General features: G+C 30.8%; 15 protein-coding genes. 1 reads left to right on the forward strand and 14 read right to left on the reverse strand.

Annotated elements, in window-relative coordinates; translation table 11 throughout:
- Window positions 1–89: 89 nt before the first annotated feature.
- From NNC19_RS00855 to NNC19_RS00915, 13 genes are all read right to left on the reverse strand, one after another.
- Complete coding sequence (locus NNC19_RS00855; protein WP_310936690.1) at window positions 90–875, reverse strand: hypothetical protein; 786 nt, start codon at window positions 873–875, stop codon at window positions 90–92.
- 169 nt (window positions 876–1,044) lie between these two features.
- Window positions 1,045–1,422 carry a PH domain-containing protein gene (locus NNC19_RS00860; protein ID WP_310936691.1) on the reverse strand — a complete coding sequence of 126 codons (378 nt, stop codon included), beginning with the start codon at window positions 1,420–1,422 and terminating at the stop codon, window positions 1,045–1,047.
- A gap of 208 nt (window positions 1,423–1,630) precedes the next feature.
- Window positions 1,631–2,173 carry a hypothetical protein gene (locus tag NNC19_RS00865; RefSeq protein ID WP_310936692.1) on the reverse strand — a complete coding sequence of 181 codons (543 nt, stop codon included), beginning with the start codon at window positions 2,171–2,173 and terminating at the stop codon, window positions 1,631–1,633.
- 177 nt (window positions 2,174–2,350) lie between these two features.
- Window positions 2,351–3,571, reverse strand: coding sequence for a threonine ammonia-lyase (gene ilvA / locus NNC19_RS00870; RefSeq protein WP_310936693.1), 1,221 nt, complete (start codon window positions 3,569–3,571; stop codon window positions 2,351–2,353).
- 292 nt (window positions 3,572–3,863) lie between these two features.
- The gene (locus NNC19_RS00875) at window positions 3,864–4,631 is read right to left on the reverse strand and encodes an alpha/beta fold hydrolase (protein WP_310936694.1); all 768 of its coding nucleotides are present in this window, start codon (window positions 4,629–4,631) and stop codon (window positions 3,864–3,866) included.
- A gap of 92 nt (window positions 4,632–4,723) precedes the next feature.
- The gene (locus NNC19_RS00880; RefSeq protein ID WP_310936695.1) at window positions 4,724–6,655 is read right to left on the reverse strand and encodes an ABC transporter ATP-binding protein; all 1,932 of its coding nucleotides are present in this window, start codon (window positions 6,653–6,655) and stop codon (window positions 4,724–4,726) included.
- Window positions 6,642–8,381 (reverse strand): ABC transporter ATP-binding protein, encoded by a 1,740-nt coding sequence (locus tag NNC19_RS00885; protein WP_310936696.1) that lies wholly within the window; start codon window positions 8,379–8,381, stop codon window positions 6,642–6,644. Before NNC19_RS00885 ends, NNC19_RS00880 begins: the two co-directional genes overlap by 14 nt.
- 57 nt (window positions 8,382–8,438) lie before the next feature.
- Complete coding sequence (locus NNC19_RS00890) at window positions 8,439–8,870, reverse strand: MarR family transcriptional regulator (protein ID WP_310936697.1); 432 nt, start codon at window positions 8,868–8,870, stop codon at window positions 8,439–8,441.
- Between the two features lie 199 nt (window positions 8,871–9,069).
- On the reverse strand, window positions 9,070–10,632 hold the full coding sequence (locus tag NNC19_RS00895) for an MFS transporter (protein WP_310936698.1): 1,563 nt from the start codon (window positions 10,630–10,632) through the stop codon (window positions 9,070–9,072).
- A 152-nt stretch (window positions 10,633–10,784) separates the two neighbouring features.
- The gene (locus NNC19_RS00900; RefSeq protein ID WP_310936699.1) at window positions 10,785–12,665 is read right to left on the reverse strand and encodes a sialate O-acetylesterase; all 1,881 of its coding nucleotides are present in this window, start codon (window positions 12,663–12,665) and stop codon (window positions 10,785–10,787) included.
- A gap of 26 nt (window positions 12,666–12,691) precedes the next feature.
- The gene (locus tag NNC19_RS00905; RefSeq protein WP_310936700.1) at window positions 12,692–14,782 is read right to left on the reverse strand and encodes an alpha-glucuronidase family glycosyl hydrolase; all 2,091 of its coding nucleotides are present in this window, start codon (window positions 14,780–14,782) and stop codon (window positions 12,692–12,694) included.
- Window positions 14,783–14,933: 151 nt separating this feature from the next.
- Window positions 14,934–17,066: a glycoside hydrolase family 3 C-terminal domain-containing protein gene (locus NNC19_RS00910; RefSeq protein WP_310936701.1), complete on the reverse strand. Its 2,133-nt coding sequence runs from the start codon at window positions 17,064–17,066 to the stop codon at window positions 14,934–14,936.
- Between the two features lie 91 nt (window positions 17,067–17,157).
- The gene (locus NNC19_RS00915) at window positions 17,158–20,511 is read right to left on the reverse strand and encodes a hypothetical protein (protein WP_310936702.1); all 3,354 of its coding nucleotides are present in this window, start codon (window positions 20,509–20,511) and stop codon (window positions 17,158–17,160) included.
- Between the two features lie 120 nt (window positions 20,512–20,631).
- On the opposite strand from NNC19_RS00915, the gene NNC19_RS00920 reads away from it, so the two are divergent.
- The gene (locus NNC19_RS00920; protein WP_310936703.1) at window positions 20,632–21,435 is read left to right on the forward strand and encodes an AraC family transcriptional regulator; all 804 of its coding nucleotides are present in this window, start codon (window positions 20,632–20,634) and stop codon (window positions 21,433–21,435) included.
- Window positions 21,436–21,512: 77 nt separating this feature from the next.
- On the opposite strand, the gene NNC19_RS00925 is transcribed toward NNC19_RS00920, so the two are convergent.
- Complete coding sequence (locus NNC19_RS00925) at window positions 21,513–22,541, reverse strand: aldose epimerase family protein (RefSeq protein ID WP_310936704.1); 1,029 nt, start codon at window positions 22,539–22,541, stop codon at window positions 21,513–21,515.
- Between the last annotated feature and the right edge of the window lie 3 nt (window positions 22,542–22,544).

Genomic DNA, 22,544 nt, shown 5'->3' on the forward strand with positions numbered 1-22,544 from the left:
ATATAGCTTTAACCCCAATAAATAATAATTAGGTATAAATTTAAGTTTCCACCTGATTATTATAACCTATTCTATTTACATGTCTATCTTTACTTCGCTACAAAGTCATCTGGTCTCATTTCACTTTCTACTGTATATCCAGCTACTGAATAATTTTTCAAATCTATCACAACTGATACGGTCTTCCCATCACTAAGTTTTAAATCTACAAACATCCTTCCAAATTCATAGTCTATGTCTTTTCTTATTGAAATAGAGTTTTCATCTATTTTTTTGCCAATTTTATTAAAAAAGTTAATAGTCGTTTCCCTTACCTTATTCTTATCTGGTCTTCCTTTAAATTCTTCTAATTGATTCATAGCATCAACCTCAAGTATTTCTTTTGTATCTGCATTTATATCAACAGTATTTGTTGTGAATTTATCATTAAGAGTCTTTGGTCTAAAAAGAATTGAAATAATGTTTGGTCTAGTTTTCGAATCGTTTTCTGCAAAACTTTTGGCCATTTCAACATCGTTCCTCTGTAGTGCTTTTTCAATAGATTCAGAATCTCTTTTGTTTACCATATACTTTTTCCCATCAATATTAACCTCTACTGTTCTTGAATTATCAAACCTGTTAATAATCGTGTCAGAAAAAAAACTTGCATCCAATCCCATGTAATTCTTCATTGTTTCAGTAGCTATATTAATGGCTTCTTCATCACTTATATTTTGAACTTTATTTTCACTTTTATTTGCTTCCACTTTTACATCTGTAGTTTCAACTACATTTTTTGTTGAATCTGCAGAATATTGACTCATATAAACAAATGCTGAACTAGCTGCTATTACAGAAACAGCTACTAAATAAACTAATATTCTTCTTTTCTCCATTATTACATACCTCCAAAATTTATCCCATATACAAAATTTCTATTGCAAACTAAATATACAGCATAAATATAGAAACTTTATCCAAAACTTGTCACCAAGTTGTAAAAAATAGCAGCTTCCATTGTATTTAAAATCTATAATGACAAGCTGCATTTCTATTTTTTACCAATTATTTTAATACATATGAAGCTAATACACTTTGTAATTCATATATATCTAAACTTTTATTAAATTGTTTTTGTATTGGAAGTGCCATCCCAGAAATCCATATCTTAAGCTCTGCTTCTAAATCAAAATGTCCAGCTGTCTCAATACAAAATTGTGTAATACTTCTATATGGAATTGAATGATAAGTTGACTTTTTACCAGTTACCCCTTGCTTATCTACTAATATAAGACGTTTATCTGTGAATATAAACATATCTCTTATTAACTTACATGCCTTTTCTACGCGCTCATTAGGGGCTAAAAGTTTTCCATATTCATTTTGAATTTCTTCAATATTAGCCTCTGAAGCATTCCCCATTAATCCACCAAGTATTCCCATTATTAACGCCTCCTAAATAATTTATTTAAATTCATTTCTTAAATTATATAATTCTACTATTAATTTATTTTTCCTTTGTTTTTAGAATCCTATTAATAAATTTAAAATAAGCACCTCAAACTGATTTTTAACTCATTTTAAGATGCTTCATTTTTATTGACAGTTAATTCTTATGTCTATTTATTTTGTACTGTTTGTACATTTGCTTTTATCTGTTTTCTGCTAGCTTTTCACCTTGTTTTATAGCTATATTTATAACATTAACCCAATCAGTAACTTTTGAAATCTCACCTCTATATAATTTACTTCTACTTTTAGTTGTAAGTATTTCAATATATGGTGATGATATATTATCTACTGTAATCCTAAAGCCAAACTTATGTACTTCTTCCTCTTCTTCACAGTCATCATGCCTAACTAGGTCATTGTAATTATCAGCAGTAAATTCATCTTTTATTACTTCACATTTTACAATATCTGAATACTCATATGTAAAATCTCTTACAGGATTTGCATCATCTGGACTAATTCTTAAATCATGAATTCTTTTATTTTTATCATCTATAAAAAATATCCTTTTTCCATCACTAATAGATAAATCTAAACGTTTTGTTATGGTTATCCCTTTTTCATTAATATACTCCTGTACTACATCTTTACCTATTTTTTCAGCATTAAAAGATCTCTTGATTTTCTTTATCAATATCCAAGCACAAAATCCTAAAATGACTAAAGCTATCAAATCTATCATCATAAACCTCCTAACAAAATATATTTTGTTATATTGTACCATAATAAATCATTAAATGTAATTCTTTTAATTTATGTATATATTAATCACAACATAAAAAATAAAGAACTATTTATAAGATTTTCACTCTTGATAATAGTTCTTTAGAGAATTTCAATTCTATATAAATAAATTACATTATTGATAAACAACCTTTGGTTTAACAACTTTTGGATTATATCCATTTTTTATAAGCTCTTTAATAATAGCTTCTTTATGTTCATGTCCAAAGGTCTCCATAGTAATTTCAAGTTCAACTGCACTATTTCTATTAATTGCAACAAATTGATTATGTTCAAGTTTAATAATATTCCCTTGACACTCTGCAATTACCTTTGAAACATTTGTTAATTCTCCAGGTTTATCTGGTAATAAGATAGATAAAGTACAGATACGTTCCCTTTCAATAAGTCCATGCTGAACTAATGAAGCAAAAGTGATTATATCCATATTGCCTCCACTTATTATAGATACAACCTTCTTATCTTTTACATCTAAATGCTTTAATGCAGCAACAGTTAATAATCCAGAGTTTTCAGCTAACATTTTGTGATTTTCAAGCATATCTAAAAAAGCTCCAATTAACTCTGAATCATCTATTGTAATAATATCATCTATATTCTTTTGCACATATGGAAAAATTTTGGCTCCTGGTGTTTTAACAGCAGTACCATCAGCTATAGTATCAACAGTACTTAAGGTGGTAACTTCCCCACTTTTCAAAGAAACTTGCATACAATTAGCACCAGTTGGTTCTACTCCTATAACTTTAATGCTAGGATTAAGAAGTTTAGCTAATGTGGAAACACCAGCTGCAAGACCACCTCCTCCTATAGGCACTAAAATAATATCTACAGTTGGAAGTTCTTTTATAATCTCCATAGCTATAGACCCTTGCCCAGTTGCTACATCAGTATCATCAAACGGATGAATAAAAGTATAACCATTCTTTTCAGCTAGCTCTAAGGCATGATTATAAGCATCATCATAAACATCTCCATGCAAAATAACCTCAGCACCATAGGCTTTAGTACGATTTACTTTTGTAAGAGGTGTAGTAGTTGGCATAACTATTACTGCTTTTGTATTATATTCTTTAACAGAATAAGCCACTCCTTGAGCATGATTACCTGCTGAAGCTGTTATAATCCCCTTTTTTCTTTCTTCTTCTGTAAGAGTGCTAATTTTATAGTATGCACCTCTTATTTTATAAGCTCCTGTCTTTTGCATATTTTCTGGTTTAAAATAAACTTTGTTACCTGTTATATCTGAATAATAATCGCTGTAAACCAATTTGGTCTTTAGTATTACTTTTTGTACTATTTCATATGCTTCTTCAAATTTATCTAATGTCATCATTTTTTTAATATCTCCTTTAGCCCCTATATTGTTTTTTATTATATTATTTGTTGTATATTGACTATTTTATCATAAATTTTTAACTTGTTAAAATCGCTTAATTAATTCTATATAAAATTAATTTATAACATACTTTTCCTTAATAAAAAATTGCTAAGTCATTCTCAAAAACCTCTACTACATAATTAATTTACTATATAACGAAACTGAAAGCCAGATAAAATCTGACTTTCAGTTTAATTTTTTTATACTTTCTATACCTTTAAAAAATAACAATTTTACTAAAAAATATCTACATAAATTTCATTTTTGTTACAATAAAATCAACCGCTATTGTCACAGCTTTATCTAAATTATAATCAAAAGTGTGATTTTCATTTTCAAGTAAATGCAACTCACTATGAGCATATGTTCCATAATATTTTTTTGATGCAGAATAACTAACAACTTTATCAGCTTTTCCATGTATAAGACATACTGGACCATTATATTGACTTGAAACCTCATAAATTGGCAAATGCTGTGCTACACGAAAATATTGATCTCTTAAACGATTATTATAAAATCTAATATCTATATATTTAGGTATATGTTTAGGATCATAGCTCACGTCCATAATTCTACCTTTTAATGCATCATCCCTTAGAGTTGCTGCTGGTGCCATCTGTACTAAACAAGTAATTTCATCAGGATAATATCCTGCTGTCATTCCTGCAACAACTCCTCCTTGAGAATGACCTAATATACTAATACTCTCAACAAAATCAAGTTGTCTAACATAACGTAAAATTTCCCCTGCATCCTCTATTTCATTTGTAACCGTCATATCTTCAAATAGTCCTTCACTATCTCCATGTCCATTAAAGTCAAACCTAACAGAAGCAATACCATTTTCTAATAATTTTTCTGTAATCCTTACAAGCAATTTGTTATTACGGTTTGAAGTAAATCCATGCATAATAATAACAATAGGACATTTTTCATTTTCTCTAAGTTTAGGAACTTCAATAGTTCCTACTAAATCTAATCCTGCTCTTTTAACTTTTACAGTTTTTTTCATATTTAATGCTCCTCTATTTCTTATATATAAATTGCAAATTATTTTCTACATTGCCATATAGTCTATATATTATCTGAAATTGATGTTTAATTTTATGATAATTCAAATGCTCCAGTATATAATTGATAGTACTTTCCTCTTTGTTCAATTAAATCATCATGATTTCCTCTTTCAATGATTCTACCTTGTTCTAGAACCATAATTACATCAGAATTCTTAATTGTTGAAAGTCTATGTGCAATTACAAACACCGTTCTTCCATGCATAAGTTTATCCATACCATCTTGAACAATTTTCTCTGTTCTTGTATCAATACTAGATGTAGCTTCATCAAGTATTAAAACAGGAGGATCTGCTATAGCTGCTCTAGCTATTGTTAATAGTTGTCTTTGTCCTTGTGATAGATTTCCTCCATCACCTGTAAGTATGGTGTCATATCCCTTTGGTAAGTGTTTTATAAATTGATGAGCATTTGCAAGTTTTGCTGCTTCAACTACTTCTTCATCTGTTGCATCTAATTTACCATACCTGATATTATCAGCAACTGTCCCTGTAAATAGATGAGCATCTTGAAGTACTATTCCTAGAGAACTTCTTAAATCATCTTTTTTAATCTTATTAATATTTATTCCATCATATCTTATCTTACCATCTTGAATATCATAGAAACGATTGATTAAGTTAGTAATGGTTGTCTTTCCTGCACCTGTAGATCCAACAAAAGCTATCTTTTGGCCTGGTTTTGCATAAAGTTTTATATTGTGAAGTATGATTTTTTCATCATTATATCCAAAATCAACATCATCAAATACTACTTCACCAAGTAATTTAGTAAAGTCAATAGTACCATCTTCATGTGGATGCTTCCATGCCCAAGTCCCTGTACGTTTTTTAGATTCTAACAATTCACCTGACTCATTTTCTTTTACATTAACTAAAGTTACATAACCTTCATCCATTTCTTTTTCTTCATCAAGAAGCTTAAATATACGTTCTGCTCCTGCTAAAGCCATAATAACAAAGTTAAATTGTTGTGACATTTGATTTATAGTTTGGCTAAAAGTTCTTGTTAATTGTAAAAATGATGCTAATGCTCCAAGAGTTAATGTTCCAACTCCACTTATGGCTATCATTGCTCCAACTATTGCAACAAGCACATAGTTTATATATCCTATATTTCCCATAATAGGCATCAATATATTAGCATACTTATTAGCATTATTTGCACTATTCATAAGCATATTATTCAGCTTATCAAAATTATCTTTTGCTTCTTCTTCATGACAAAATACTTTTACAATCTTTTGTCCTTCCATCATTTCTTCTATATAACCATTTACTGCACCTAAATCTTTTTGTTGAAGACCAAAATATTTACCACTTTTTGCCCCAATTGATTTGGTTACAAAAAACATTAAGATTAGAATTATTATTTCTATCCCTACTAATGGTAAACTTAAAAATATCATAGAAACAAATATACTAATAACAGTTACAGCAGCTGATAATAATTGTGGTATTCCTTGACTTATCATTTGTCTTAATGCATCTGTATCGTTTGTATAAAGACTCATTATATCCCCATGAGCATGTGTATCAAAATACTTTATTGGTAGTGTTTCCATATGAGAAAACATATTATCTCTTATTCTCTTAAGAGACCCTTGGGATATAATAATCATAATTCGGCTATAAGCATAAGTTGATAACACTCCAACATAATAAACACAAGCCATGGTAGCTATCATTTTTAATAAAGGTCCAAAATCAGGTGATGCTTGACCTAAAAGTGGTGTTATATAATCATCTATTAAATTTCTCAAAAACAATGTACCTATAACATTTGCAAGAGAACTTATAATTATCATTATAAACACAATAAAAAATAATGCTTTATATTCTTTAAGAACATAAACTAATAATCTTTTCAATACCTTTAAAGAATTTTTACTAGCTTTTACATGTTTACGAGGGCCACCACGTCCATTAATTTCTCTAGGTTTTGCTGTATTATTTTGACTCAACTTTATCAGCTCCTTTCACTTGTGATTCATAAACTTCTCTATATATTGAATTTGTTCTCAATAATTCCTCATGAGTTCCAAATCCATCTATCTTACCATCATCTAATACTATAATCTTATCTGCATCTTCAACTGAAGAAATACGTTGAGCTATTATAATTTTTGTTGTATCTGGTATTGATTCTTTAAATGCTTTTCTAATCAATGCATCAGTCTTTGTATCAACAGCACTAGTTGAATCATCTAATATTAATATCTTAGGTTTTTTTAGAAGTGCTCTTGCAATACATAGTCTTTGTTTTTGTCCTCCAGACACATTTGTTCCACCTTGTTCTATAAATGTATCATATTTATGAGGAAGAGTTTCTATAAATTCTTCTGCTTGGGCTTGTCTGCAAGCAGCGATTAGTTCTTCATCTGTTGCATTTTTATTTCCCCATCTTAAATTTTCTTTTATTGTTCCAGAAAATAATACATTCTTTTGTAATACCATTGAAACTTCATCTCTAAGGGTCTCTATATCATAATCTCTAACATCTATCCCAGAAACCTGAACAGAACCTTCTGTAACATCATATAATCTTGGAATAAGTTGAACAAAAGTAGATTTTGAACTACCAGTTCCTCCTATAATCCCTATAGTTTCTCCTGAATTTATTTTTATGTTTATATTTTCTAATGTTAGATTGTCCTTATCTTTTGCATAACTAAAACTAACTTGGTTAAATGAAATAGATCCATCTTTAATTTCATAAATTGGACTTTCCCCATTTGTTAAATCACTTTTTTCATCTAAAACTTCTACAATTCTTTCTGCTGATGACTTTGCCATAATTACCATTACAAATACCATGGAGATAATCATAAGGCTCATTAGAATATTTGTTGTATAAGTAAATAAACTCATAAGTTCACCAGTTGTCATAGAATTAGATACAATATTTTTAGCTCCAAGCCAAGATAAAAGTAAAATACATGTATAAACAGCAAATTGCATTGCTGGTCCATTTACAATTATTAATTTTTCTGCTCTTATGAAAAATTTATATAAAACCTCTGAAGCCTTATAAAATTTATTTGTTTCATGTTCTTCTTTTACATAAGCTTTTACAGCTCTAATAGCAGTTAAATTTTCTTGTACACTTGCATTTAAATCATCATATTTTTTAAACACTTCCATAAAATATGGATGAGCTTTAGTCATAATAAAATATAATATAACGCCTAAAAATACTATCGCTCCTAAGAATATTGAAGACATTTTTGCATTAATATAAAAACTCATTGCCATAGCTGAAATCAACATAAATGGTGCTCTAACCAATATTCTAATTATCATTTGAAAAGCATTTTGTACATTAGTTACATCTGTGGTAAGTCTTGTTATAAGTCCAGCTGTAGAATACTTATCTATATTTGAAAAAGAGAAATTTTGTATATTATAGTACATTCCTTTTCTTAAGTTTCTTGCAAAACCTGTTGACGCACTAGCTGCATGTTTTCCTGATAGTGCACCACAAGTAAGTGATATAAATGATACCATTAACATCACTAAACCAATGATACATACATACTTCATATCACCTTTTCCTATTCCATTATCAATAATCCATGCCATTAATAGTGGTATAACTGTCTCCATTATTGCTTCTAATGCAACATAAATAGGAGTTATAATGGCATCTTTTTTGAATTCTGCTACATAATTAACTAATTTTTTTATCATAATTTTCCTCCTTTTTGTTAGACTTCTAACTAATAATTTTTCAAAAAAAAATTGCATCTAATCCGCAATTTTTTTAGATAATCTATCAATTAAATTAAGTAATAATTTTTCTTCATCATCACTTAATTCATCTTTTAGCGACTTCTCAATCTCCATAATGATATTAATCACACTTTCATGAATTTCCATACCTTTTTTTGTAACCACTATCTTCTTAAGCCTTGCATCTTTTGAAACACTTATTCTCTCTATAAGCCCATTCTTTTCCATAAGTTGAAGTACACTAGTTACAGAAGAACGTCTAATATCCAACTCCTCTTCTATATCTTTTTGAAATGTTTCCATTTCCTTTGACTTTTTATAATGTATGAAACCAAGTATTCTACCTTGAACACTTGTTATCCCATATTGAGTAGTTTCTTTATCTATTCTTCTATGGATTCTTTTGGCTAATATATTTATTTTTTTCCCAATAAGCAACTCATCCATCTTTGTACCCCTATTTTTTTGTTAGACTTCTAACTAATTTTAGTTTTATTTTTTTTATTTGTCAAGAGTTATAAAATAAAAAAATAGAGACAAACTTCACATTTTGTTGTACAAATTAATTAAAAAAATAACTAAACAACAGAGTGAAGTATATGTCTCATAAAAATATTTAACAGATTTTAGATTACCTTTACATTGACTAAATTAATAAATTCTCCCCATTTGAATTGCAATCTACTTCATTTGCAACTATAGGCCATACATTTTCATATTTTATCCCTGTTAAATGCTCAACAACATCCTTTGTTTTAGCATCTACATCTCTTTTTAATCCATTATTCTTTAATCTTTGAATTTCATTGATTAATATTTTATGTGTATAAGTATTAAGTTTAAACTTAAAAGCTACTAATAATGAAATTAAAGTTAAGCCACCACCTCCAATTAGTAAAGTTAATGCAATAGCATGCTGTACTACCACTGGTTGAACAGTTGCATCTTTAACTAATCCAGCTGATTCAAGCATAGCTCCAATAATAATTGCTGCTATCCCGCTTGTTGCTTTTCTTAAAAAAGTCATAACAGCAGCAAAAAGCCCTTCACGTCTCTTTCCTGTCATTATTTCATCTACATCAGGGATAAATGGGAACACATTCCACGGAGTAAAATATACACAAGATTTTCCTGCTTGAAATACAAACGAAACAACAATAAGTGCAATAATTAATGTACTATTGGTTAGATGTAAAACATAAATCCCATAGTATCCCAAAACACCTACAATAGCTGTTATATAACAGAATTTCAATAAATTCGCTGGCCCAACTTTAACAAAAAGCATTCCCCATACTAGAGTTAATGGTACTCCAATAAGGTTTATTGACAATAAAGTTGAAGCAAAAGAAGCAGTGGAACCTAAATCGAAAACAATAAAGTAAACAAAGACAGTTACAATAATATCCTGTGCTGTTACAGCAAATAAGTACATAATTAAATGTTGCCGAAATGCTTTTACTTTTAAAGTTGAAAAATAGTTTTTAACTATGTGTATAAATCCTTTAACAGCTTCTTTAATAGAAATGCATTTAGATTGTTTATTTCTATTTTGTTCAGCAATCATCTCAGCTGTTAATTCTCTTTCCCAAGTAGTATTATAAGTAATTAATATACATATAACATAAAGTGTAGAAAAACTAAAACCAAGAACAAAGTAAGCATTAGGATTATTTTCCCCCATTATTTTAATTAATGAACCACCAACTATAGTACAGATAGAACTAGTAAATCCAGAACATAACATTCTACCTGTAGTCAATATTGTTCTTTTATTAAAATCAGAAGTCATTTCTGAAGGTAATGTTTCATATGGTATAAGAACAACACTAGCAAGAATATCGAAAATAACATAAGTCCAGAAATAAAACCAGTAGTTTAATCCATTAATCCATAAAAATCCGTAAATAAACATTAAGGGAGCTCCAAATAAAAGGAAGAAACGTCTACGCCCAAATTTTTTTCCAAGCTTTGTGCGATAAAAATAGTCAGTAATATTTCCCATACAAATACTAACTACAGAATCAATAAGCTTTGAAGATGCAAATATCGCTGCTGCTTCCATGGCACTTAACCCAACAAAGGTGGTATAGAAATACATAAGATATGCACCTATTAGCATTCCTGAGCTTCCCCCCATAACATCAGTTAGTCCATACCCTAAACCCGTTAATAAAGTAATTTTTTTCTCTTTTCTGCTTTTAAACATTAAATTTCCCTTCTTTCCTTAACATTAGCTACCATAGTATTTAATCTCACTCATAATAATATAAATGATATCTATTGACCTTCTTAATAAAACGTTTTCTTAAACATGTTTAAAATATAAATCTCATGTACTCTATACAGAAGCAACTTAATTTAGCTTGAAGTAAATGGAGATGCTGGTAACCCTTCTTTATTGTACAATGTAACACTGGTGGGATTATCTCCCCAACAGTATCTTACGGCTATTGGTTTTTTAATATTTTCATTGTAAACTTTTATAATACTTTCTTCTATTTCAGCACTTGCTGATATATAATTTTTATCCTCTCCACATATACAAAATCCTTTCAAACTATTCCCTTTAGCTATTAATCCACTACCTATATTAGAAAAGTTTATATAGGCTTTATTTCCTACAACTTTCATACTCTCATATAAAGGTCCACTATAAACAATGTCTTCTCCATAAGCTAATTTTTCAGCTGCAAGTGCAAGTCTTCTTCCTACTTCTTTTTTATTTTGTGGATGTAAGTCATTGTATTCTCCTAAATCAATTGCAACTGCCATGGCAGTATTATTTACTTTTAAAGCTCTTCTTTGCAAGTCTCTTATCTTAGCCCAATTTTCACTATATTCCTTGGAAGGCTCTAAAAAATTTGCAAGTTGAACAAATAAAAATGGAAAGTCTCCTATATTCCAATCATTTCTCCATTCCTTTATCAATTTTGTAAACAACTCTTCATAATTTTTTGTATCATCTATATTAGATTCTCCTTGATACCATATAACTCCCTTAATTGCATAATGTCTTAATGGTGAAATTAATCCATTATATAATCCTGTAGGTTTATATTGAAAGAATGTCTGCTCTTCTAAAGGTTCCATCTTGCATCCTACTTTGTATTTCCAATTTCCATCTAATTTTATCTCTTCACCTTTTGCAATTATTTTATAGGGCTTATCTTTAATAAATCCACCAATATTAATTTTGCTGAAGACACGTAGTGCAATAGTATTTTTACCTTTCTTTAATACCCCACTTGGAATGTCATACTTTCGTGGTGGATATCTATAATCTATATTTCCAATCAATTTTCCATTTATATATATATAATCAGCGTCTACAATTGCTCCAAAATATATTTTAGCTTGTACATCTATCATTGATTTTGGTATATCAATTTCCTTTCTAAACCATATTGAACCATTAATTTTTTTTAATTCTGTCCCTTCAAAACTCTGAGGTATAAAAAACTCATTCCACTCTGAATCATCTAAGTTTTCACTATACCATCTCTTACTTTCATCCTTATAACCTTCATCAATTAAATCTATAAGTTTATACCAATTACTAATTCTTTTCTCATCATCCTCTTTTACTTTTTCCACATAGTAATCATCTTTACACTCATGAAGTAACTTTTTAAGTTTTGGAAAATCTTCTAGTGACTTTTCGCTAATCCATGCTTCAACTGGTGTTCCCCCTACACCTGCTGAAATTAACCCTATTGGAACCTTATATTTTTCATACAATTCTTTTGCAAAAAAATATCCAACTGCAGTGAAGTCTAATGCAGTATCAGGAGTAACTGAGGTCCATGGTCTACTACATTCCAGCTCATCTTGAGGGCCATGAAAATTGTATGTTTGCTTAGGTAAAAATTGACGAATATAAGGATTTGAATAACTTAATATTTCATCTTCAAATAAATCCATAACTCTTCTGCAAGGCAGTTCCATATTTGATTGCCCACTACAAAGCCAAACATCTCCTATTAATATATTTTTAATAATCTCCCTTTTCTCCCTTCCTATAATATTCATTTCATATGGACCACCAGCTTCTAGATCTTCCAAAAGTATTTCCCACCTCCCTTCTTTGCTAACAATGGCTTCATATGTTCTTCCTAAAAATTCGATTATTAATTTGTCTTTTGCATTTGCTTTTCCATAAATCTTTGTTTGCTTTCCTCTTTGAAGTACCATACCTTCACTTATAATGCATGATAAGGATATCTCCTCTTCACCCTTCATATTTATCAACTTCCTTTATTTCATAATTAATATATACTTCTTTCCTTTTCATCCTCCATCCCTGACATCCTATAAAAATACGTATTGACCTGATCTCTCCACTCCCTAGCACTCTTTAATTGAATATTAAGCCGTTCAAGGACTTCTTCATATACTTTTTCATCTATAAGCCCTTCTAACTTTCTCCATTTATTAATAAATTCTTCTACTTTCTCGTAACCTTCAAAATGTGTATCATAAATATGCTGAATTACAGTTTTCCCTGATTTCAATACATGAGTATACGAAACATGGTGAAAAAATAATAGCAGCTCATCTGGACAAGTTTCTAAGTTATTATATTCACTTTTAAGTGGCTCATTATATTGTCCTGTGTAGCCTGTCCCGTTTTCTAGTGTACGATCAATTCCAATCCCTTTAAAATCTGCTCTATGGTATGTTCCCCAAGGTGAAAATTCATAACCATCTACATCTGGTCCATAGTGATGTCCTGTTGCTACCATCCATCCTATACCAAGTGGTGCTGTATACTTCTCATAAGTTTTCCAAGAATTCATTAATATTTCCATTACATTTTCTTTAACTATTGGATTACCTCCAAAGGTAAGATTAATCCATTCCTCTGCAATTTCTTCACTTGTAATTTCACTATTCCATGAAAGCCTACCATACCCATAAAGATTTGCTTGAGCTAAAAAATGTCCTGTCCAATTTTCATCATCACCTACATTAACTATTGCTGCTATTCCACTAATTCTTTTAAATACACTACTTTCTTTTCCATTTGCATAAGTTGGAGAACTTAATGCCTCTTTCCATAAAGGAATTAAAAAACATACATGTTTTTGCTGACCTGTGTATTCTTGAGTTATTTGAAACTCCATTAATTTATTAGTTTTATCCATTGCTCCAAATAGTGGTGATATTGGTTCCCTAACTTGAAAATCCATTGGTCCATTTTTTATTTGCAAGTATACATTATCTAAAAATTTCCCATCCAATGGCTGAAAACAATCATACGCGGCCTTAGCTCTATCTGTTGAATGATCTCTCCAGTCTTGTTTGCAGTTATATACAAAGCATCTCCATATTAATATCCCTCCATATGGTGCAAGTGCTTCTCCAAGCATATTGGCTCCATCTGCATGACTACGTCCATAAGTAAATGGTCCTGGTCTCCCCTCTGAATCAGCCTTTACCATAAAACCACCTAAGGTTGGAATTACGCTATATACATATTGGACTCTTTTCTTCCACCACTCTTTTACCCTCTCATCTAAAGGATCAGAAGTTTCTAAATCCTTCAAGTTAATTGGGGATGCAAAATTTATACTTAAATAAATTTTAATTCCCCATTTCTTAAATATATCGCTGATAGTTTTTACAATATCAATTTTATTATCTATTAAATAAGTTTCTGCTTCATGGACATTTGTGTTATTTATAATTACTCCATTAATTCCAATTGACGAAAGCATTCTACCATAATCGTTAATTCTACCTAAATCAGAAGCTACCTTATACTCATCATTAAATGCCTTTCTTAGTCCTGATCTAGCTGCTGTAATGCCACCTATTTCATCCATAACTGATTTCATAACATCTTTGTTACGACAACTTTCATATAGTATAGAGCAACCTGAAAACCCTCGTTCAATAGTACCATCTATATTATCCCAATGATCTATTAACCTAAGATCTTTCATTGGATTCTCTATAATTTCTCTCCCTTTCAGTTCCTTATTTTCTTCAAATAGCCTCAATAATGCAAATACTCCATAAAGAATTCCATTATCATTCTTAGCAAAAACACTTATACATCTATTAAATACATTGAATTTTATTTCATATCCATCATTTATTAAATTTTCATCTTGAGTTTTCTCTAACTTTATATATTTAATATCTTTAATATCTTCTTCATTTTCATAAAATATTTGTGGTCTTTTACTATCACTTATCTGCTCAAATGCTCTTTTTAATTCTGATAATGCAGAATCTATAATTTCACTTCTATTAGAAGCCAACACATTTTCAAGATATTCTTTATATTTACTTTTTTTAATATTATTATGGCTTAGCCAACAAGAGTACAATTTACTTTTTTTATTTACCATATCAATATCACCTCTTCTTTCCTTCTACAAATTATAAATAATTCTTCAAAGTTCTTCTTACTATGCACCAAAAAAAGATTCAGTTCATACTTTTCATGAAATGGTACTTTTGGCACTACATAATAGATTTCTCATTTCATTTTCATATTTTTTATAACAATTCAATATCAGCTTCTAGTGGGGTAATTCCTGTAAGATTAATACTCCTACTGTCTGGTTGTGATATACCAATAAACAACCTAAACCTCTTGCTATCAAGAATTCTTTCACCTTCATTATTTACAGCTTCAAAAGATTTTTTATCTATTTTAATCGATATGATTTTACTTTCCCCCTTTTTAAGTGCAATACGTTTAAATCCTGCTAAACTATAATTATCAACTGCAAACTGTGATTCCAAATCCTTTACATAGCATTGAACCACTTCCTCTATGTCATAATTTCCTACATTGGTGATTTTAAGACTTATATTAACCCCCTCAAAATCTTTATTAATATCAGATACTGATAAATCAGATAATTCAACAGATGAATAAGTTAATCCATAGCCAAATGGATATAAACTTTCATTCGTCATATAACGATAAGTTCTATCTTTCATAGAGTAATCAGTGAATTCTGGTAATTCTTCAGTAGTTTTATAGAAAGTTACAGGTAATTTACCACTTGGTGAACATTCTCCAAATAATATATCAGCTACAGCTCTACCACCATGACTACCTGGATACCATGCATCCAAAATAGCAGCACAATTTTCTTCTTTCCCTTGCAAAGTTAATGCACTTCCAGCTCCAAGTACTACTATTACAGGTTTACCTGTTGCAATTACTTTTTCAAGCAATTCTTGTTGCTTTCCTGGTAAATTCAAACTTAACTTATCCCCTGCACCATCGCTATTACCAGCATCTCCTTGTTCTCCTTCAATTGAAGAATCTAAACCTAAGCAAAGAATAACTACATCACTATGTTCTGCAACAGTAATAGCTTCAGCCATTCTATCATCTGCTTCTGCTAAACCTGAAACTCTATCCTTGTATAGGTGGCAACCTTCTGAATAAAATACCCTTATATCATCTTTATCTACAGCTTCATGAATTCCTTCTAGTATTGTGGTGTACTTTGAAGCAGTACCAAAATAATTTCCTTTAAGCATTAACTCACTATTTGAATTTGGTCCAATAACTCCAATAGATTTTAATTTTGATTTTTCTAATGGAAGTACTCCATTATTTCTTAACATTACTATGGATTTTCTTGAAGCCATTAGTGAGATTTCATTATTTTCCTTACTATCATTCATTTCATAAGGTATTTTGTTGTATTCACATTCTTCATCAAACATACCCAACCTAATTCTTGTTGCCATTAATCTTTCAGCAGCTGTAGTTATATCTTCTTCTGATACTAAACCTTCTTTATACGCTAGTAACATTTGAAGATATACATTTCCACAATTTAAATCACAACCATTTTTTATTGCAAGAGCTGCTGATTCAGTAGCTGTACTTGTAACCTTATGATACAAATGAAAATCTGCAATAGCCCAACAATCAGATACCACATGCCCTTTAAATTTCCATTTTCCTCTTAAAATATCCTTTAATAAAATTTTACTTCCACAACAAGGTTCATCATTTGTACGATTGTAAGCCCCCATTACTGCTTCAACGTCAGCTTCTTTCACACAAGCTTCAAAGGCTGGTAAATAAGTTTCAAATAAATCTTTTTCACTTACAACAGCATTAAATTCATGTCTTAACCCTTCTGGTCCACTGTGCACTGCAAAGTGTTTAGCACATGCTGCTATTTTTAAATACTTTCCATCACCTTGTAATCCTTTTACAAAAGCCACTCCTAACCTAGAAGTTAAATATGGGTCTTCACCATAAGTTTCATGCCCACGTCCCCATCTTGGATCTCGGAAAATGTTTATATTAGGAGACCAATATGTCAATCCTTTATAAATATCTCTATCACCTTTCTTAGAATTCTCATTATATTTTGCACGACCTTCAGTTGCTATAACTTGTGCAATTTTTTCTAGTAGCTCATCATCAAACATAGCAGCTAGTCCAATAGCTTGAGGAAATACTGTTGCTGTCCCTGCCCTTGCTACCCCATGAAGCCCCTCATTCCACCAATTATATCTTGGTATATTTAAATGTTTTATAGCTGGTGCCTTATAAGTTAATTGTTCTGCTCTTTCTTGAAGAGTCATTTTAGATACTAATTCTTTTGCTTTCTCTAATGCACGCTCATTAGTTATTCTTTCATTGTCTCCCATAGTATTACCTTCTCTCTATATTTTTTCTTGTTTGATAGAAAATTTATCATCATTCTAAACATCTCTTATACTTCTATTGCTACTGTTTTCCCTATTTTAGTGCTTTTATCAATTCTGCAACTTTTCTTTGAGTTATACTGCTACTTGTTAATGCTTTCTGAGTCTCATAAATAAGACTACTATTTTTCCCCTTATACTTCTTAAATGCTTGTCTTAGGGCATCACGGTCTGGTGCTGGAACAATAGAAAGTTCATCAGCATAAAGTATATTACCATCCTTGGAATACAGTGTCATAATAACCTTAGCAGTACCATTTGGCTCATCATATACAAAAGCCTCATTGCTACTTTCAGCCCAATTTGCTACTTTTACATTAACAGGTTGAAAAGAACTTATACTAAGAGGCCCACCTTCAAGAATAGAACCTACCAATGTATTACCATTAAACCAAGCCCTTTCACCAGCTTCACGTGCTGCAAGAGGTTTTGGCATATCGCGTCCACCAATTTTAGTAATACCTAACTGTTTACCACTTTGGTCATAGTATACTAATGCAGCTTTAACATCTCCTGGTTTTTCAGCTGCAACCTCATAATCTAGTGGTCCATCCTTCATTGAAAGGAATTGACCATTAAAATGATATCTCTCACCTTTTGTCATCTTACCAGTGACATCTTGCCATATACCATCATATTGTCCATCAGTACTTGTACGATTTTCCAATCTTGCAGAACCAGCAACTTTTGAAGTGTTATTATTTTTTAGATATCTTGAAAGCCCTGAATAACTCTGAATTGTGCTCGCACTTAGTGTAGGTCCAGTGACATTTTGCTCAAACTTTCCTTTGCTATATCTACCTACTGACCATCCATCAGTATTTGAATCAGTTGTAGTATCAAAATCTCCATTCTTTAGCACATTTCCGTCTGTAGTTACCACTGAATTATTTGCATCATTACTCCAATCAGAATCATTAGCTCCAAATAAAAAGCGATCAACTGTAATCTTATCCTGTAACCCACCTAATGCAGCTACAATATAAAGATCTTTATGTCCATAAGCTCCATTATCACCTGTGTCAACCTTAGCTTGATATTTGCCATAATTTGTTCCTTCTGGTACAAGTATTTCAGCTACACGTTTTCCTTTTGATGTTATATCGTTAATGCTTCCTACATGTGTACCAACAGGTAGCACATATGCAAGTAAGCTTCCACCCTTACCTGATGTTGCATGTGAAAGTGCTGTTAGATATAGCAAGTGTCTACGAACAGTACCACCATTGGTAGAACCATCAGCAAAATTTACATTTTTATAAGAGAGATACTCACTATTACCAAGTGAAACTGCTTCTTTTGTACGACCAGCATTCCCAACATTATTTCCCTTTATATCGCTATCGTTTTCTTCTGCTTCAAAAGTGGAGAAAATATCACGTTCACTATCAAGTCCATTAAAAGTAGCATACCTACCTTCAGATGGTACTATTGTAACAATACTTGCTGATGGAATATCAATGATGAACTTACCATTCTTCACAGGAATCTTTTCAAGCTTCTTCTGATTTTCACTTCCAGAAGTACGAAATACTGTTACACTCTTAGTACCCTCTGGAAAATCCCTCAAGGTGAACTCTAGATGTTTATTACTGTCATCATTATTAGAATTAGTTACAGTTATTGAGAAATCCTTATTATCTGAACTCTTGAATCCAACGACATTTAAGTTATCGCTTGGCTCACGTGTCACACTAAAACGTTTATCCCCTGGATTCATGAAACGTGAAAAATGACCAAAGCCATAAAAGCGTTTAAAGATTCGATATTCACCTGTTAGTGTACTAGTATGTCCAGCATATTGTTGGGAGTTTGTGTTTACCAAACGAATTAGGTCAGAACCATCTGCACCGTTATTATCCCATGTCATCCACCATAGATAGGCATTAATACCTGGATTACTAGTGAACATATTTGTCATAAGGTATGAATATCGTACAGCATCATTGATATTCTGATTTCCATAACGCTGAGTATATGCACCTGCTGATCCATCACTAACATCTTGATTCATAAACTCGGCTTGCCAGATTTTATATCCATTTAGGTATGATGGCCACTTTGAACCATCTACTGTATAGTCATAAGGTTTAAGTGCAATATTGCTATTTCCTTCTGCATTATGCTTTAGTATGGTTTCATCTGTACCAGTGCCAACTGAACCATATAAATGAGTGGTAGTCACATCAAGATACTTATGTTTGTTTGTACCAGAATCTAGTTCAGGAAAAACCTCAGCTCCTTTATCCAAAGTAGCTTCTAGATTAGTTCCATCTAATGCACATAACTTTGGTTGAAAATCAATGACTTTACCATCAGGATTCTTAATTTCATATAGACTACCACCTGGCTGTACTGCTTTCTTTAAAGTTGGCCCTATGTAATCATCAATAAGCTCCTTGATATATGAAGAACTTGCACCTTCAAGGTCAGGTTCATTAAATGGGTTTATATTAGTAATAGGAATCCCCCACTGCTCCCAATAGCCCTTAATATAATTCACTAAATAATCTGCATATGCTTGATAGTATATTTTTTTACCATCTGCAGCTTTATCATCACGTATTATTTTACTTGGAACATTGCTTCCAGCTGAAGCTGGCTTGCTCATCCAATAAGGTGCCTCCCACATACAGGCATAAAAGGTATGTACCCCATACTTCATTGCTTGTTTCATAGTCCACACTTGGTCTACATCAAAGATTTCTTTCCTAGTACGGGAACTGCTCTTAATTACTACAGGTTTATCTCCTGATTCTTTAATCCAATTTACAGGACCACCATTATCATTTGCTATAGGCTTATCCCAATTATTATAATCCCACGCGAAATCCTTTACAGGAACCATAGTGCCAGATTGATGTTCAGGTTCATTTGGCCAAATTGTATCAGTTTGACCATCATAGAAACGATTTGATGCTTTCATCATCTTATAGCCATACAAACCAGCTGTTCCATTCACAGGAATTGGGTTTCCTTCTATGTCATAACCAGGTTTATTTATGTCAGCCATGAAACCTGTCTTTGGATTAAATCCTGGACTACTTTGTGAAGCCCCACTAGCAGTAACACCACCATTACCAATAATAACTCGCACAATATCATGTCCAGTTCCATTCTTTTCACTAAATGCTAAGTCAAGCAAATGGCTGACTGTTTCTTGTTTACCTGCTGTAGCTAACTGTAGAAGCATACTTGAAGCAGTATATGCATAAGCAGAACCTACACCATCCATAGTCTGATATGTTGTTTTCCAATCAGCAATAACTGGAGCTGCATAATTTACTGCCTTTGCTTGAAAAGGGACCGACATTGTAATACTCATAGAAAATGCTAGTGTAGTACCAATTAAAAATGCCAACGACTTTGTTTCCTTATTTTTCCTCATATTGTAATCTCCTTCTTTAATTGTAAGTTATTGATAATATTTTATTGCTATAATATAATAAACTCAATGGTCAAAAATTAGATGACTTGTACAATTTTCGAAAGGATAGTATATTTTTATATGAATTATGCTGATATTAATCCACAAATTGAATATTTCATTAATAGACATTCCACACCTAGTTGGATTATTGAAGATGACATAACAAATTTTATTGATTTGACATATATCTTTAAAGGAAAAGCTTACTATACTATTAATAATGCAAAATATGAATTAAATGAAGGTGATCTTATATGCATTCCAGCAGGTAGCCGTAGAAGTGCCTTTACTGATGATGAAAATTTGATGTCAAGTTATGCTCTAAATTTCCAACTGTATAATCTAACAGGTAATACTGTAGCTTTGCCATTTCCTCTAGTATCACATATTGGTAAACCAGAAGAATTGCTTTCTCTATATAATAATTTAACATTTGAATGGTTGAAAAAAAACCAAGGTTACGAATTAAAAACTCGTGCTTTACTTCTTATGATACTTCATTATTATTTTAAACATTTGTATTATAAAGATAACATTATTGATGTAGACAAACGTATTCAAAAAGCTATTAACTATATTTTAAGAAACTTGCAAAATCAAATAGAAGTAAAAGAATTGGCATCTTCCGCTGGTTTAACCACTGCCTATTTTGGCACTCTTTTTAAGAGGTACATGGGATTATCTGTTAAAGAATATATTAATCGAATGAAAATTAATAATGCTGAAAATATTTTGTTGAGTGGTGAATTTTCTGTTCAAGAGGCTGCATATAGATGCGGTTTTGAAGACGTTTACTACTTTAGTAAGCTATTTAAAAAAACAAAAGGATTCTCACCATCTAAAATTCTATTAGAGAAAAATAAAAGCCACCAATATTTATAGTTATGTATATTTTATGGAATCATAAATTAAAAATGCACCAATCCCACAATGATTGGTGCATAAATTCCTAATTAACTTTAAGCTAATCCAAAATGATATTTTATATTATAATGTTTATTTTTATCAGCCTTTAGTACAATGTCCCCAAAACCTTCATGATTAATTGCATCTGGTAAAGTTTGAGGCTCTAATGCAACTGCCATATGTTTTTCTATACTCTTACCATTCATTTTGAAATTATCATAATCATAGTTTAAAGTATAAACAATTAATGCATTTCGTTCTGATTCAATATCTAATCTTATTCCTGTATCTTCACTAGTTAAAGTAGTAATATTTTTACTATTAACTTTAAATGGATGATCTATTCCATCTAATTTTAATTCCTTTTTAAAACTCTCTATTACCTTCATTAAATCCTTTGGCTTTCTAAAATCAAAAGGTGTTTCCTTAACATTTTTAAGATTTCCTGTAGGTATATTATCAGTTCTAAGTTCTCCAACATAGTCTGAATTAATTTTTAAGGTATGATTTCTTAGTAAATTATCAAAATTACCACTTAAATTGAAATAAGAATGTATAGTTGGATTAAATAACGTATCCTTATCTGAAACTGCCTCAAAATCAATATTTAAATCATTATTATCATTTAAAGAATAGGTGATTTTAACTTTCATATTACCAGGAAACCCATCATGCTCTTCTTTAATAATTTTATAAAAGGTTACACTATTATTACTTTCAGAAATCTCACTTTCCCAATTAAATGAATTAAAGCCATGAGTACCTCCATGAAGAAGATTTTCTCCTTCATTTGGTTCTACCTTATACCTTTTCCCTTTAATCTCAAATTCACCTTTTTCTATACGTCCAGCCACACGCCCTATAGCTGCTGCTGAAAATATTTTTGTATCTTTTAAATAGTAATCTAAATTATCAAATCCTAGCAATACATTAACTGGATTATTATTTTTATCTAAAGCATAAATTTCTGTTAAAGTAGCTCCATGAGAAATGCATGAAAATTTCATGCCATTTTTATTATTTATAGTGTACTTATACACAGGCTTTTCTTTAGATTGTCCACAAATTTCTTTTTCAATCACATT

It is taken from the genome of Clostridium sp. SHJSY1, assembly GCF_031626875.1.
Lineage (GTDB): Bacteria > Bacillota > Clostridia > Clostridiales > Clostridiaceae > Clostridium.

Excerpts from the sequence above, each read along its gene's own strand:
- NNC19_RS00865 (WP_310936692.1), bottom strand. The coding sequence starts at position 2,173 with ATGATAGATTTGATAGCTTTAGTCATTTTAGGATTTTGTGCTTGGATA.
- NNC19_RS00890 (WP_310936697.1), bottom strand. The coding sequence starts at position 8,870 with ATGGATGAGTTGCTTATTGGGAAAAAAATAAATATATTAGCCAAAAGA.
- NNC19_RS00900 (WP_310936699.1), bottom strand. The coding sequence starts at position 12,665 with ATGAAGGGTGAAGAGGAGATATCCTTATCATGCATTATAAGTGAAGGT.
- NNC19_RS00855 (WP_310936690.1), bottom strand. The coding sequence starts at position 875 with ATGGAGAAAAGAAGAATATTAGTTTATTTAGTAGCTGTTTCTGTAATA.
- ilvA (WP_310936693.1), bottom strand. The coding sequence starts at position 3,571 with ATGATGACATTAGATAAATTTGAAGAAGCATATGAAATAGTACAAAAA.
- NNC19_RS00885 (WP_310936696.1), bottom strand. The coding sequence starts at position 8,381 with ATGATAAAAAAATTAGTTAATTATGTAGCAGAATTCAAAAAAGATGCC.
- NNC19_RS00875 (WP_310936694.1), bottom strand. The coding sequence starts at position 4,631 with ATGAAAAAAACTGTAAAAGTTAAAAGAGCAGGATTAGATTTAGTAGGA.
- NNC19_RS00920 (WP_310936703.1), top strand. The coding sequence starts at position 20,632 with ATGAATTATGCTGATATTAATCCACAAATTGAATATTTCATTAATAGA.
- NNC19_RS00905 (WP_310936700.1), bottom strand. The coding sequence starts at position 14,782 with ATGGTAAATAAAAAAAGTAAATTGTACTCTTGTTGGCTAAGCCATAAT.
- NNC19_RS00895 (WP_310936698.1), bottom strand. The coding sequence starts at position 10,632 with ATGTTTAAAAGCAGAAAAGAGAAAAAAATTACTTTATTAACGGGTTTA.
- NNC19_RS00860 (WP_310936691.1), bottom strand. The coding sequence starts at position 1,422 with ATGGGAATACTTGGTGGATTAATGGGGAATGCTTCAGAGGCTAATATT.
- NNC19_RS00915 (WP_310936702.1), bottom strand. The coding sequence starts at position 20,511 with ATGAGGAAAAATAAGGAAACAAAGTCGTTGGCATTTTTAATTGGTACT.
- NNC19_RS00910 (WP_310936701.1), bottom strand. The coding sequence starts at position 17,066 with ATGGGAGACAATGAAAGAATAACTAATGAGCGTGCATTAGAGAAAGCA.